The organism is Niveispirillum sp. (genome assembly GCF_017996735.1).
GTDB lineage: Bacteria > Pseudomonadota > Alphaproteobacteria > Azospirillales > Azospirillaceae > Niveispirillum.
This window is the reverse complement of the sequence record NZ_JAGOGJ010000081.1, coordinates 1-13,376: the sequence shown is the minus strand read 5'-3', so window position 1 is coordinate 13,376 and position 13,376 is coordinate 1. Positions and strand designations below refer to the sequence as shown.

Here is a 13,376-nt window from a genome sequence, read left to right as displayed (position 1 = left end):
GTTCGGAACGATCGTCACCGCCCTGGCTTTTTGGGCAACGATTGTTGTACAACGCGCGTCATCAAAACCGGGGGGCGGAAATGCCAGTGGTTGTCGACAGTGACCAGCGCCGGGCCGCCGTTGTGGCGGCGGCGGCCGATCTGGTCATCGAAGGGGGGCTACCGGCCGTCACCTTCCGCAACCTTGCGGCCCGGCTTGGCTGCTCGACCACGGTCATCAGCCATTACTTCAAGGATAAGAACGAGGTCCTGCGCGAGACCTATCGCCATGTCATCGCGGAATCGGTGGCGATGCGGGAGAAGCTGCTGGCCGACATGAAGCCCAGTTTTGTGCGCCTGCTGGAAGAGGTGCTGCCCGTCGCGGATATGCAGCGCCGGCATTGGACGATCTGGCTGTGTTTCTGGACCGCCGCCTTGTTCGAGCCGGGTTTGCTGGAGGAACACCGGCTGGGTCTGGCCGGCACGCGGGAGCGTGCGCGGGCGCAGTTCCTGGCGGCCGGCATTGGGGCCGAGCAGGCGGAAATCCAGGCGCAGGATGTCTGCGACGCCCTGTTCGGCATCGCCATGCAGGCCCTGTTCGACCGGCAATACTGGACGCCGGAGCGGCAACGCGCCGCGTTCCGCCGGGCCGTCGCGCACCTGCCGGCCATCAGTCTGGGGTAAGGGTCAGCCTGTCGCCGCCAGCCTTTGTGCCGACATGCCGAAAGCTTCCAGATCGGCGGAAACATCAATGTCGAAGCCCAGGCCCCGGCGGCGCATCACCGTCAGCGGCAGTTTGGCCCGCACCGCGGCGTCGCGATGGGCCTGGAAACTGTTCTGCCCGTAGTGGAAGCCGATGCCCCCCACGGGGGCGACAAGCAGGGCGTTTGTGCCCGTGCCATAGCGGTCGGGCGCCAGGACCACGCCACAGGGGCGGGCCGCATCGATCATTGCCTGCAGGTCGTCGCGGCCCAGGAAGGGCAGGTCACAACTGACCGACAAGGTGGCGTCCGCCCCGTTTTCGCGCGCGGCCAGGGCGCCCAGGCGCAGGGCGGCATTCAGGTCGCCCGGCTGCTGTTCGGCCACCGTCACCAATCCCGCCGCCCGTCCATAGGCCAGCAGGTCCGGGGCGGCGCTGACCAGCAGGATACGGCTGGCCGGCAGGACGGACCGGGCCACCGCCACCGTGCGGCGGAAGAACCAGCCGTTCAGGGCGCGGCGTTCGGACGGTGTCAGAACGGTAGACAGCCGGCGCTTGCCGTCATCCAGCGCGCGGACGGGGATGATGATCTGGATGTTCATCCGTCTCTCCCTCCTGTGCCGGCCCGCAGGCCGGCGGCGAAATCCAGGATTTCCAGGGCCAGGTGTTCCTGATCGGCGCCATCGCGCATCAGGATGTCGGTGACGCGCAACGCCACGTCGCCGCAATTGCCGGCCCGGTCCGCGTCGGCATGGTCCATGACCAGCCCGTCCACCAGCCCATCATAACAGGAAAGCAGGCCGGCGGGCGACGGGTCCAGGTTCAACTCGGCGAAGATCTTGCCCGCCGGCCCCTTCACCGCCTTGGCTCCGATGAAGGGGGAGACGGCGATGACCGGTGCGCTCGCCGTGCTCAACGCCGCATGCACCCCGGAGACGCCCAGGATGGGCCAGATGGACAGGATGGGATTGGACGGGCAGATGATGATGGCGGACAGGTCCGGGTCGCGAAGGGCGGCGACCAGCCCGGCCGATGGCCGCGCCGTTTCCAGCCCGTCGAAGCGGATGCCGTGAAAGCGAGGGATGCACTGCCGGCGCACGAAATAATCCTGGAACGGCAGGGTTCCCTCGTCGGTATCGACGATGCTGCGCACCGGGTCATCGGACATGGGCACGATCCGGGTCGTGATGCCCAGCCGGCGGGCAAAATCCGCCGTGATGGCGGACAGGCTTTCGCCGGCCTTCAGACGCAGGGTGCGCAGCACATGGGTGGCCATGTCCTGATCGCCCAACAGGAACCAGTCCGGCCCGCCCAGACGTTTCAGCGCCCCCATGAAGGCCGTCGTTTCCCCCGCGATGCCCCAACCCTGCGCCGGGTTGTTGATGCCCGCCAGCGTATAGGTGACGGTATCCAGGTCGGGGGCGACGTGCAGGCCCAGATGGTCGAAATCATCGCCGACATTGACGGCGACGGTCAGCGCGCCGGCCGGCAGCGCCCGGGCCAGTCCGGCCGCCATGCGGGCCCCGCCCACACCGCCCGCCAATGCCAGAACCTTGCCACCGAACGCCATCATCGCACCGCCTCTATTGGAACATGTCGAGTTGCAGGGGGCGGATCAGTTCGCCGGCATTGCCGTCGCGCCTTTCCAGCCGCACGCCCCTGACCAGTACCACGGGCCGCCCTTCCGCCGCCTGCCCCATCAATAGCGAGGCCGCCGCCGCCACCTCGTCGGCGAAACCGACCTCCGTGGTCTGCAAGGGGCGTTGGAACAGGTCCGGCCGGCCCCGCAGGTCCGCCAGGCCCGGCGCCCCGGCAATGCCGATGGCCGTGCCGATGGTGCCGTTGCGCCAGGCCCTTCCCAGGCTGTCCACGATCATCACCGCCGGAGCCGCCCCCGTCAGCGTGGCAAGCCGGTCGCGGATCGCGGCGCAACTGGCATCCGGGTCGGCGGGCAGCAGCAGCGCCGTGCCCCCATCCTCCTGCGTCACATTGGATTGGTCGATGCCGGCATTGGCCAGCACCATGCCCAGCCGGTGACGCACGATGATGACCCCACGCCGTGCCCGCACCACCGACTGCGATTCCGACAGGACCAGTTCGACCAGCCGGGCATCCTTGCCCGTCATTTCGGCCAGTTCCACGGCGCGGGGTGACGGCGTGACATCGCAAAGCCGGACAAGCCGTCCCTCGGCCTTGGACACGATCTTCTGGGCCAGCACCAGGATATCGTCATCGCGCGGGATCAGGCCGGATGCGGCCAGGGAGCCGGCGATCAAGGCCGCCAGATCATCCCCCGGCCGCACCAGATGCGGGAAGTCAGGGGCGTTCAGCGTCAAGGTCGCCGGCGGTGCCATGGCTCAACCGTCCTGGCGCGGGACGCCGGTGATGCGGATGCCCGAACCCGGCACCTTGTAGCGTTGGTTCAGCGCGATCAGCACGGATGTCAATCCCTCCGTCACCACGGAATTGGCCAGCACACCCGCGTACCATGCCCCCAGACCGATATCCTTTGCCAGCGTCACGACGCGTTCACCGGCTTCCTTGTCATCGGCGCAGACCAGCACGTCGCATTCCACCTCATGGTCCAGCTTCTTCAGATGATGGGCGGAGATGTTCTGGAAGGCCGACACGACCTTCACATCCGGGCCCAGCAGGGTCTGGATGGCTTCCACTGCCGAACCGCCATTGGGCAATTGCACCTTGGACACTTTCGGCGGGACCAGGGGCACGGTCACATCGATCAGGATCTTGCCCGTCAAGCCGGCGCGCACCTCTTCCACCGTCGCCTTCTGGGCGGCGAAGGGGACGGTCAGGACGACGATTTCGGCGTCGGCGGCGGCGGTGACATTGTCCGTTCCGCGTGCGGCGTCACGGCCCAGGGTCTGGTTGATCTCGGCGGCCCCTTCGGCGGCCTTGTCCGCCGACCGGCTGCCCACGATCACGGGATAGCCGGCATGGGCCCAGCGAAGGGCGAGGCCGCTGCCTTCCTTGCCGGTGCCGCCCAGCACGGCGATGGTGGGGCGGCTGTTGGCCGGACCAGTCGGGTTTGCATTGTCATTCGGCATGATGCGCACTCTCTTTCCTACCCTGATCGGCCGATACCGGCCGGATTTTGTTGATGTGTCTGCGGGGTGTGGTCAAGACCATCGGAGCCAGGGGGGCGGCGTTTCGCCCCCGGGCCTGCGTGGCGGCATTGACCGCGCCATAAAGGGTGGTTCGCTGCCGGGAGGGGCGGCCGGTGGCGGTGATCAGCGCCTCCATGGCTTCCGGCGGCATTTCCTGGCCGTGCTGGGTGCCGGCGGCGCGGGAGATGCTTTCATTCATCAAGGTGCCGCCCAGATCGTTGACGCCACCATCCAGCACGATATGCGCACCCGCCGGACCCAGTTTCACCCAGGACAACTGGATATTGTCGATCAGCCCGTGCAGCACCAGCCGGGCAACGGCATGCATCAGCCGCACTTCCCGGAAGGTGGGTCCCCGGCGTGTGCGTCCGCGCAGCGCCATCGGTGCTTCCATATGCACGAAGGGCAGGGGTACGAATTCCGTGAAGCCGCCGGTGCGGCGCTGCAATTCGCGGATATGGATCAGGTGGCGGGCCCAATGTTCCGGCCGGTCGACATGGCCGAACATGATGGTGGCCGTGGTGCGCAGGCCCTGGCGATGCGCATCCTCCACCACCGACAGCCATTCCGCCGTGGTCAGTTTGTCAGGGGCCAGCAGCACCCGCACTTCATCATCCAGCACTTCCGCCGCCGTGCCGGGCAGGGTGGAAAGGCCCGCCTGCTTCAACCGCTTCAGGAAGCTGGCGACCGGTATGCCCAGGGTCGCGGCCCCTTGCGCGATCTCCAAAGGAGAGAAGGCGTGGATATGCATATCAGGCACGGCATCGCGGATGGAGCGGGCCAGGTTCAGATAGGTATCGCCGGTATAATGCGGATGGATGCCGCCTTGCAGGCAAACCTCCGTCGCACCACGCTCGGCCGCTTCCACTGTGCGGCGCACCACCTCGCCCAGGTCAAGGTCATAGGGCTTGCCACGCAGGTGATCATCGGTGCTGCCCTTTGAAAAGGCGCAGAACCCGCATTTATAGGCGCAGATATTGGTGTAGTTGATGTTGCGATTGACGACATAGGTCACCACATCGCCGCAGACCTGGCGCCGCAATCCGTTGGCGGCGGCGCAGACCTGTTCAACTTCTGCATCGCGTGTCGCAAACAGACGCACGATTTCCGGTTCTGTCAGCGCATGTCCCGTCGCCGCGCGATCCAGGATTCTGGTCAGGGCGGGGTCGACGGGCAGGCCCTGCACCGGCGGGCGCACGCGCGGGGCCAAGGTGGTGCCCGGAGACCATTCATCATCGCGGGCAAAGCCCTCCGCATCGGCCATCCGCCGCACCAGCGGCGCCATCGCCGTATCCTGCCACCGGTCCACATCGCGGTTCCAGGCGGGGTAGACGGGCAGGCGGGGGACCATGATACGGCCGGTTTCCGCCGTGGCGGCGCGCAGTTTCTCGATCGCGGGCCAGGGTGCCTCGGGGTTCACGTGATCGGGCGTGACGGGGGAGATACCGCCCCAGTCATTGATCCCCGCAGCCAGCAGGCGGGGGTAATCGCCGCTGGACAGGTTGGGCGGCGCCTGGATGTTCATCTCCGGCCCGAAGATCAGCCGGGCGGCGGCAATGGTCCATAGCAGATCGTCCATATCCGGTTCGGGATGGTTCGCCATGGGCGTGCGCGCCTTGGCGCGGAAATTCTGGACGATGATTTCCTGGATATGGCCGTATTGCCGCGACAGGTCACGCAGCGCCAGAAGCGCATCCAGACGCTCATCCCGCGTCTCGCCGATACCGATCAGGATGCCGCTGGTAAAGGGCACCGACAATTCGCCGGCCATGCGGATCGTGTCCAGCCGTACCGACGGCACCTTGTCCGGTGACCGGTAATGCGGCCCACCCTTTTCGCCCAGCCGGTCGGAAATGGTCTCCAGCATGATGCCTTGCGAGGCGGAAACCCGGCGCAGCGCCGCTATCTCCGCCCGGCCCATGGTGCCGGCATTCACATGCGGCAGCAGACCGGTTTCTTTCTGCACCCGGTCGCACATGGCCTCCAGATAGGCCAGTGTCGTCGGGTAGCCTAATGCCACCAGTTCCTCACGCGCGGCCGCGTGGCGCAGTTCGGGCTTTTCACCAAGCGTGAACAGGGCTTCGGTGCAGCCCGCCCGTTGCCCGGCCCGCGCGATCTCCATCACTTCCTCGGGGGTGAGGAACGCCTTGCGTCCCCGATCCAGCGGGCGGGAGAAGGTGCAGTAATGGCAGCGGTCGCGGCAAAGCTGGGTCAGCGGGATGAACACCTTGCGGGAGAAGCTGACGATACGGCCATGGCCTTCCGCGCAACTGGCCGACGCCTGTTCAAGCAGGCCCGTCAAAGGCGCCGACAGCAGCCATTCCTTCAGCAAGGCATCGTCCAGGGTCGCCGGGTCCGGGGCTGGCAGTCGTTGGTGCGTCACGGAAACCCCCCTGTCTGGTGGCAATTCGGGCGTCTTCAGCCCACCACCTTTTGTTCAATCGGCGCTGTCGGCGGCCATTTCATGGCCGTTCGGCATGGCGGCCAGCGCATCGGCGGGCGCCTCCAGCAGGGCCGCCACCGTCAGCGTAAAATGCGGCAGTGTCGTGGAGGAACGCCAGACGGGGTGTTCCCGCCCCGTGTCGGTCAATGCCGCCTCCCGCATGGACAGCACGCCGCTCAACAATGCACCCATGAACACGAAGCGCTGGTTCTTCATGGTGGACGGCATGGCCGGCATCAAGCGGCGCAGATGGTTCAGGCAGCGCAGGTAACCCGAATTCCATTTTCCCTGCAGGGCCGACAGGAACAGGTCCCGATGCGTCATGCCCAGCATGGTGATGAAGCGGATATAGGTATCCTCGCCCCCGCCCTCATCGCCCATATTGACGGCGGAATAGACCAGCACATCCACCACTTCCCGCACGCAGCAAGGGCCGCCCGCCGCCTCCAGCACGTCCAGCGCATCATTGCGGCGCTGGTCGATCAGGATGGCGCCGTCCAGGATGATGGCTCGGACCAGTTCTTCCTTCGATCCGAAATGATAGCCGACGGCGCCATGGTTCTTCTGCCCCGCGGCGATGGCTATTTCCCGGACAGTGACCCCGTCCACCCCCCTCTCGGCGAAAAGACGCCGGGCGACGAGCTTCAGTTGGTCAGCGGCGAGGCTGGGTTGTTTTGTGTCTAATCTAACCATGAGTGCAAAATTATCATTGCCAACAGCCTGCGTCAACCGCATTATCCAGTTGAATTAATCAACGGGAGGGGCCTGAAGTGGAGGCCGGACTGGACCTTTTCGCACTGGCGGAATGGATGTCGGCGCAGGGGCTCGGGCGGGGTCCGATCACGGATTCCGCGCGTCTGACGGGGGGGACGCAGAACATCCTGCTGCGTTTTTCCTTCGCCGGGCGCTGCTTTGTGTTGCGCCGCCCACCGCCGCACCCGCGACCCAATTCCAATGAAACGATGCGGCGGGAGGCGCGGCTTTTGTCGGCGCTGGCCGATACCGATGTGCCTCACCCCCGTCTGATCGCGGCTTGTGCCGACGAATCCGTGCTGGGGGCTGCCTTCTACCTCATGGAACCGATCGACGGTTTTAATCCGACGGCGGGGCTACCGGCATTGCATGCGGGATCGGCCGGGGTACAGCACCGGATGGGGCTGGCCCTGGTTGAAGGGATTGCCGCCCTGGGTGCGCTGGACCATGTGGCGCTGGGCCTGTCGGATTTCGGCAAGCCCGACCGCTATCTGGAACGCCAGGTTTCCCGCTGGAAATCGCAACTGGACGGCTATGCGGAGTTCGACGGCTGGCCCGGCGCCAGCAGCCTGCCCGGTGTGACAGAGGTGGCGGCATGGCTGGAGGAGCGGCGGCCCGAGGGGTTCACGCCCGGCATCCTGCATGGCGATTACCATCTGGCCAATGTCATGTACCGGCCCGACAGCGGCGAGTTGGCCGCCATCGTGGATTGGGAACTGGCCACCATTGGCGATCCGCTGATCGACCTGGGCTGGCTGCTGGCGACATGGCCGGAGCCGGGGGCGGCGGCTGGCACCGTCAGCGTGAAACCCTGGATCGGTTTCCCGACGGCGGACGAACTGGTCGCCCATTATGCCGCCCGCACCCGGCGCGACATGTCGCGCATCGATTGGTACCGGGTTCTGGCCTGCTACAAGCTGGGAATTCTGCTGGAGGGCACGCATGCCCGCGCCTGCGCCGGCCGCGCGGCGAAGGAGACGGGCGACCTGCTGCATGGGCGCGCTGTGCGCCTGTTCCAGCGGGCGCTGAACTGGATCGCCTGATCCACAGGCACGCAAACGACATGCGCGCGGGCCCGGGCCATGCGCGCCCCATAAGGGGGGAAATAGATGAATGACACCGACTTCACGGGCAAAAAGATACTGGTCGTTGGCGGGTCCAGCGGCATTGGCAATGGTATCGCCCAGGCCTTCCGTTCACGCGGCGCCGACGTTCATGTCTGGGGTACGCGCGCCGGCCCCGGTGATTATGACGGGCAGGACGGGTCCGATCTGACGGGCCTTGGTTACACCCAGGTGGATGTCAGCAATCCCGAAGCCATCGCCGCCGCACCGGCCCCGTTCGACGGCCTGGACGTCCTGGTCCTGTCCCAGGGCACCGTGCTCTACCGCAAGGAGGAGTTCACGCAGGCCGGTTGGGACAAGGTGATGGCCATCAATGTCGACAGTGTTCTGCATTGCGCTATGAAGTTCGAACAGGAACTGGCCGACGCCAAGGGCAATGTCGTGATCGTCAGTTCGGTCGCCGGTTTCAAGGCCACCATGGGCAATCCGGCCTATGCCGCGTCCAAGGCCGGTGCCGTCAGCCTGACACGGACCCTGGGTCAGGCCTGGGCCGATCGCGGCGTGCGCGTCAATGGCTTCGCCCCCGGATTGGTCGATACCAAGCTGACCAAGGTCACCACCGGCCATCCGGGGCGGCGTGAACGGGCCCTTGCCAAGATCCCCATGGGCCGGTTCGGCCTGCCGGCCGATATGGCCGGCGTGGCCCTGTTCCTGGCTTCCCCCATGGCCGCGTATGTCACCGGTCAGACCCTGATCGTCGATGGCGGCCTGACGCTTTGAAGCGTCGGCCCGCAGGAGAGTGCCAAATGGATTTCGAACATTCCGACAAGGTGAAGGGCCTGATCGCCCGCGTCGAAACATTCATGGATCGCCATGTCTACCCGATCGAGAAGGAGCGGGAGGCGTGGCTGCATGACCAGAACAATCTCTGGAAACCATGGCCCGGCACCGAAGCCATCAAGGAAGCCGCGAAGGCGGAGGGGCTTTGGAACCTGTTCCTGCCGCACGAATATGGGCATTGGAGCCCCGGCCTCACCAATCTGGAATACGCCCCCCTGGCGGAGGTGATGGGACGGGTGCTCGGTGCGTCGGAGTTCTTCAATTGCAATGCGCCCGATACCGGGAACATGGAAGTGCTGGCCAAATACGGCACGCCTGAACAGCAGGAACGCTGGCTGAAGCCGTTGATGGCCGGTTCCATCCGGTCCGCCTATGTGATGACGGAACCGCAGGTCGCATCATCGGATGCCACCAATATCGAGACTTCGATCCTGCCGGACGGTGACGATTACGTCATCAATGGCCGCAAATGGTGGATCTCCGGCGCCCTGCACCCCAACTGCGAACTGATGATCCTGCTGGGCAAGACCTTCAGCGAAGGCCCCCGGCATCAGCGCCATTCCATGATCCTGGTGCCGCGCAGCACGCCCGGGGTGGAGATTGTCCGTCCGCTGAGCGTATTCGGCCATGTCCATTCCCCCGGCGGGCATGCCGAACTGAAGCTGACCAACGTTCGCGTGCCCAAGGAAAACATCGTGCTGGGTGAAGGACGCGGGTTCGAGATCGCGCAGGGTCGTCTGGGGCCGGGCCGCATCCACCATTGCATGCGCTCCATCGGACAGGCCCAGCGCATGTTGGAATACATGGCCAACCGTGTCGAAAACCGTGTCGCCTATGGCAAGAAGCTGTCCGAACAAAGCAGCATCCGCCAGGACATCGCGCTGTCCTTCTGTGAGATCGAGCAGGCCCGCCTGCTGACCCTGAAGGCGGCGTCCGCCATGGACAAGTACGGCAACAAAGTCGCCAAGGATCTGATCGCCGCCATCAAGATCGTGGCGCCGAAAATGGCCCAGACGGTGGGCGACCGCGCCATCCAGGCCTTTGGTGGCGCGGGCGTGTCGGGGGATACGCCGATCGCCGGCCTGTTCCTGACCAACCGCTATGTCCGCCTGACCGATGGCCCGGATGAGGTTCACATGGCCCAACTGGGAAAACTGAAGATCGACGAATACAATCGTAACCCGTTGCGATAGGAGAGTCCGCCGCCCGCAGCGGTGATGAAAAGACGGGTGGGCGGGACCATGCGGTCCTGCTCCAACAACAGTCCGGATCAACCGGGCATCCGTTTGGAACAGTGGAAGGAAACGACCCATGTCGGGTGATGCATCCGTGAGGGCGACGACCGGCGCCCCGGTGCCGGTGGCGCTGAAAAGCTGGTGGATGGTCGCGGTCCTGTTCAGCCTTTATGTGTTTTCCTGGCTGGACCGCTTGATCCTGTCCATGCTTGTCGGGCCGATCAAGGCCGATCTGGTTCTGTCGGACTTTCAGATCAGCCTGCTGCTGGGCCCGGCCTTCGCCGTGTTCTATGCCCTGTTCGGCTTGCCGCTGGGCTGGGCCGTGGACCGGTATGCGCGCCGCTGGGTCGTGTTCTTCGGCGTCGTACTCTGGGCGGCGGCGACGGTGGCGTCGGGTTTCGCCCGGTCGTTCGAGGCGCTGCTGCTGGCCCGCGTCTGTGTCGGTATCGGCGAGGCGGCGTTGATCCCCGCGGCCTATTCGCTGCTGGCCGATGAATTCCCGCGTGAAAGGCTGACCGTCGCCACGTCGGTGTTCCAGATGGCGGGCAAGGTCGGGTCGGCCACCGCCTTCGGCCTGGGGGGCATTGCGATAGCCTATGCCACCACGCTGGACGGCACCGATTGGCCGTTCCTGGGTCAGGCGGCGGCCTGGCATCTGGTGCTGATCATGGTCGGCCTGCCGGGTTTCCTGATGGCGCTGCTGATCTTCACCTTCCGTGAGCCGCCCCGGCGCGATGCGCCGGGCGTGGCGGCGATGGCCAGTAAAAGGGAAGGGGGGCGTGGCGCCCTGGTCGGCTTCGTGCGGGAGAACTGGAAACTGGTCGGGCTGATGATGATCGGTTTTTCCTTCATGGCCATCTGCGGCTATACGCTGACCTCCTGGGTTCCCACCTATCTGGGCCGCATCTTCCACTGGACGCCGCTGCAATATGGTCCCGCGCTCAGCGTCATGAACATCATCGCCGCCGGGTCGCTGGTGGTGAATGGACGCGTCGTCGATCATCTGTTCGGCAAGGGCATGAAGGATGCGCATCTGCGCTTCTATAGCTGGCTGATCCTGGCCCTGGCGCCGGCTGGCTTCTTCATGTTCACCACCGACAACGCCTGGCTGTTCCTGGCCTGCTACTGCGTCGTGCAGTTCACGACCGTACCTTTCATGATCTATGTCTCGTCGGTCATCGCGCTGCTGGCGCCCAATGCGGTGCGTGGTCAGTTGATCGCCGTGTTCCTGTTCGTCTTCACGATCCTGGGCATGGGCGCGGGGCCGGCCATCGTCGGCGCCCTGACCGATTTTGTGTTCAAGGACGAGGCGCGCATCGGTTCGTCGCTGATGATCGTCACCGTCACCTGCTTCATCGGTGGCTATGCCGCCATGCGGTTGTCGCTGCGCCATCTGGCCCCGGCCGTGCTGCGGGCCGAAGGGGCCGCGCGCGCACCCATCGCAAGCTGACGCCGCCTTCCCCCGCAAACCTGCCGCCCCCTCCGGGTGGCCAAGGGAGAAAACACCATGTCCCTGGTCAAACCCGCCGCCGGCCTGCTGCCGGATGCCAGCCTGGCCCTGGCGGATGAACGGGTCCGGTTTTCCTGGACCGATCTGGACCCGGTCCTGAACCGTGTCACCAACGCCCTGTTGGCCCTGGATTATCCCCGCCAGCGCCGGGTTGCCGTCTATGCCGGCAATAGTGCCGAGAATGTCCTGGCCTATGTCGGGGCCTTGCTGGCCGGTGTCTCCTCCGTTCCCGTCAACTATCATCTGACGCTGGAGGAACTGGTCTATATTCTGGAGGATAGCGGCGCTTCGGCCCTGTTCGTCGGGCCGGAGACAGTTGAGGTCGGTCTGGCCGCCGCCGCGCAGGTGGGCATTCGCACGGTCGTCGGCTGGCGGTGCCCCCCGCGTGACGGCGTGATCGCCTGGGAGGATTGGCTGGCCCGGGCGTCCGCGGCGGAGCCGCCGGCCAGTCAGGCGCCGCTGCCGCACCTGCATTACACATCGGGCACCACCGGCCGGCCCAAGGCGACGGAGACGCCGCCTTCCTATTTCCCGCCGGCCGCCAGCGTCGCCGATCTGATGGTGCTGTTGCGCCAACGTGCCACGCTGCTGCCCCAGGGCACGGGCGTTGCCGTCGGGCCGCTGTACCATACCGGTCCGCTGACCATGGTGCGTGCCTTTGCCGGCGGTATCCCGCTGGTGACGCTGGAAGGGTTCGATGCGGAAAAGGTGCTGGCCGCCATCCAGCATTACCGCGCCGCCAATTCCGTGATGGTGCCCACCCATTTCCAGCGCCTGCTGGCCCTGCCGGCGGCGGTGCGGTCCCGCTACGACGTATCCTCCATGAAACGTCTGGCCCATACCGGGGCGGCGTGCCCGCGTGATGTGAAACAGGCCATGATCGACTGGTTCGGTCCCGTCCTGGTCGAAGCCTATGGCGGGACGGAGGCCGGTACCACCAACATGATCACCGCCGCCGACTGGCTGCGCAAGCCGGGATCGGTCGGCCCGACGATCGCGCCCTTCGAACTGTTGGTTGTGGGCGAGGATGGGCGTCATCTGGGACCCAACCAGATCGGCCAGCTCTATTTCCGGGATACGACGGGGCGCGGCATCATCTATCACAATGATCCCGAGAAGACGGCCCAGGCCCATATCGCCCCCGGCGTGTTCACGCTGGGGGAGGTCGGCTATGTCGATGATGAAGGCTTTGTCTATATCACCGACCGCGTCTCCGACATGATCGTCAGCGGTGGCGTGAACATCTATCCGGCGGAAACGGAGCAGGTGCTGCTGCGTCATCCCAAGGTCGCCGACGTTGCCGTCATCGGCGCCCCCAACCGTGAGATGGGGGAGGAGGTGAAGGCCCTGGTCATCGCCGCCGATCCCGCCGATCCACCCACGGCCGATGACCTGAACACCTTCTGCCGCCAGCATCTGGCCGGTTACAAATGCCCCCGATCCTATGAGTTCATGGCCGATATCGGCCGCAACGCCATGGGCAAGGTGAACAAGAAAGCCTTGAAGAAACAATACTGGCCGACGGACCGGACCATCGGCGGGTAATGCACGCCTCTGCCATCATGCATGTCGGCAGGGCCGGCGAATGTGTCGGAGATGTTGCACTGTAGGGTAAAAATCGCTCCTTTGAAGAAACCCTGCAGAACGCGGTTGACCGCGATCAGAAAATGCATGATGGTGCAAAATTGAAAGCGCAGGCACCAAGGCCACAGAGCCGCCGCGCCCACC

Annotated in this window: 12 protein-coding genes; 6 read left to right on the top strand and 6 right to left on the bottom strand. The window is 65.5% G+C overall.

What is annotated here, in order from left to right; translation table 11 throughout:
• The first annotated feature begins 80 nt into the window (after positions 1-80).
• On the top strand, positions 81-662 hold the full coding sequence (locus KBA48_RS21670; protein ID WP_292910285.1) for a TetR/AcrR family transcriptional regulator: 582 nt from the start codon (positions 81-83) through the stop codon (positions 660-662).
• A gap of 3 nt (positions 663-665) precedes the next feature.
• Here KBA48_RS21670 and cofC read toward each other — a convergent pair whose 3' ends face one another.
• The 6 genes from cofC to KBA48_RS21640 are packed head-to-tail and all read right to left on the bottom strand — an operon-like array spanning position 666 to position 6,939.
• Complete coding sequence (cofC, locus tag KBA48_RS21665) at positions 666-1,280, bottom strand: 2-phospho-L-lactate guanylyltransferase (protein ID WP_292910283.1); 615 nt, start codon at positions 1,278-1,280, stop codon at positions 666-668.
• Positions 1,277-2,251: a 2-phospho-L-lactate transferase gene (cofD, locus tag KBA48_RS21660; protein WP_292910281.1), complete on the bottom strand. Its 975-nt coding sequence runs from the start codon at positions 2,249-2,251 to the stop codon at positions 1,277-1,279. Before cofD ends, cofC begins: the two co-directional genes overlap by 4 nt.
• 10 nt (positions 2,252-2,261) lie before the next feature.
• Positions 2,262-3,032, bottom strand: coding sequence for a coenzyme F420-0:L-glutamate ligase (gene cofE, locus KBA48_RS21655; RefSeq protein ID WP_292910279.1), 771 nt, complete (start codon positions 3,030-3,032; stop codon positions 2,262-2,264).
• A 3-nt stretch (positions 3,033-3,035) separates the two neighbouring features.
• Positions 3,036-3,743, bottom strand: coding sequence for an NADPH-dependent F420 reductase (gene npdG, locus KBA48_RS21650; RefSeq protein WP_292910277.1), 708 nt, complete (start codon positions 3,741-3,743; stop codon positions 3,036-3,038).
• Positions 3,733-6,186, bottom strand: a complete 2,454-nt coding sequence (cofH, locus tag KBA48_RS21645; RefSeq protein ID WP_292910276.1) for a 5-amino-6-(D-ribitylamino)uracil--L-tyrosine 4-hydroxyphenyl transferase CofH — start codon at positions 6,184-6,186, stop codon at positions 3,733-3,735. The genes npdG and cofH overlap by 11 nt, the downstream gene beginning before the upstream one ends.
• Positions 6,187-6,240: 54 nt before the next feature.
• Entirely contained in the window at positions 6,241-6,939 is a 699-nt protein-coding gene (locus tag KBA48_RS21640) for a helix-turn-helix domain-containing protein (protein ID WP_292910274.1), read from the bottom strand.
• A gap of 77 nt (positions 6,940-7,016) precedes the next feature.
• On the opposite strand from KBA48_RS21640, the gene KBA48_RS21635 reads away from it, so the two are divergent.
• The 5 genes from KBA48_RS21635 to KBA48_RS21615 all read left to right on the top strand — a co-directional run bounded on the left by KBA48_RS21635 (position 7,017) and on the right by KBA48_RS21615 (position 13,193).
• Positions 7,017-8,042 (top strand): phosphotransferase family protein, encoded by a 1,026-nt coding sequence (locus tag KBA48_RS21635; protein ID WP_292910272.1) that lies wholly within the window; start codon positions 7,017-7,019, stop codon positions 8,040-8,042.
• Positions 8,043-8,108: 66 nt separating this feature from the next.
• Entirely contained in the window at positions 8,109-8,843 is a 735-nt protein-coding gene (locus tag KBA48_RS21630; RefSeq protein WP_292910270.1) for an SDR family NAD(P)-dependent oxidoreductase, read from the top strand.
• A 26-nt stretch (positions 8,844-8,869) separates the two neighbouring features.
• Positions 8,870-10,096: an acyl-CoA dehydrogenase family protein gene (locus KBA48_RS21625; RefSeq protein WP_292910268.1), complete on the top strand. Its 1,227-nt coding sequence runs from the start codon at positions 8,870-8,872 to the stop codon at positions 10,094-10,096.
• 118 nt (positions 10,097-10,214) lie between these two features.
• Complete coding sequence (locus tag KBA48_RS21620; RefSeq protein WP_292910266.1) at positions 10,215-11,588, top strand: MFS transporter; 1,374 nt, start codon at positions 10,215-10,217, stop codon at positions 11,586-11,588.
• Between the two features lie 57 nt (positions 11,589-11,645).
• Entirely contained in the window at positions 11,646-13,193 is a 1,548-nt protein-coding gene (locus KBA48_RS21615) for an AMP-binding protein (protein ID WP_292910264.1), read from the top strand.
• Positions 13,194-13,376: the final 183 nt, after the last annotated feature.

What these genes read in the sequence shown, in the direction of transcription:
- KBA48_RS21670 (WP_292910285.1), top strand. Translation starts at nt 81, where the DNA reads ATGCCAGTGGTTGTCGACAGTGACCAGCGCCGGGCCGCCGTTGTGGCG.
- cofC (WP_292910283.1), bottom strand. Translation starts at nt 1,280, where the DNA reads ATGAACATCCAGATCATCATCCCCGTCCGCGCGCTGGATGACGGCAAG.
- cofD (WP_292910281.1), bottom strand. Translation starts at nt 2,251, where the DNA reads ATGATGGCGTTCGGTGGCAAGGTTCTGGCATTGGCGGGCGGTGTGGGC.
- cofE (WP_292910279.1), bottom strand. Translation starts at nt 3,032, where the DNA reads ATGGCACCGCCGGCGACCTTGACGCTGAACGCCCCTGACTTCCCGCAT.
- npdG (WP_292910277.1), bottom strand. Translation starts at nt 3,743, where the DNA reads ATGCCGAATGACAATGCAAACCCGACTGGTCCGGCCAACAGCCGCCCC.
- KBA48_RS21640 (WP_292910274.1), bottom strand. Translation starts at nt 6,939, where the DNA reads ATGGTTAGATTAGACACAAAACAACCCAGCCTCGCCGCTGACCAACTG.
- KBA48_RS21630 (WP_292910270.1), top strand. Translation starts at nt 8,109, where the DNA reads ATGAATGACACCGACTTCACGGGCAAAAAGATACTGGTCGTTGGCGGG.
- KBA48_RS21625 (WP_292910268.1), top strand. Translation starts at nt 8,870, where the DNA reads ATGGATTTCGAACATTCCGACAAGGTGAAGGGCCTGATCGCCCGCGTC.
- KBA48_RS21620 (WP_292910266.1), top strand. Translation starts at nt 10,215, where the DNA reads ATGTCGGGTGATGCATCCGTGAGGGCGACGACCGGCGCCCCGGTGCCG.
- KBA48_RS21615 (WP_292910264.1), top strand. Translation starts at nt 11,646, where the DNA reads ATGTCCCTGGTCAAACCCGCCGCCGGCCTGCTGCCGGATGCCAGCCTG.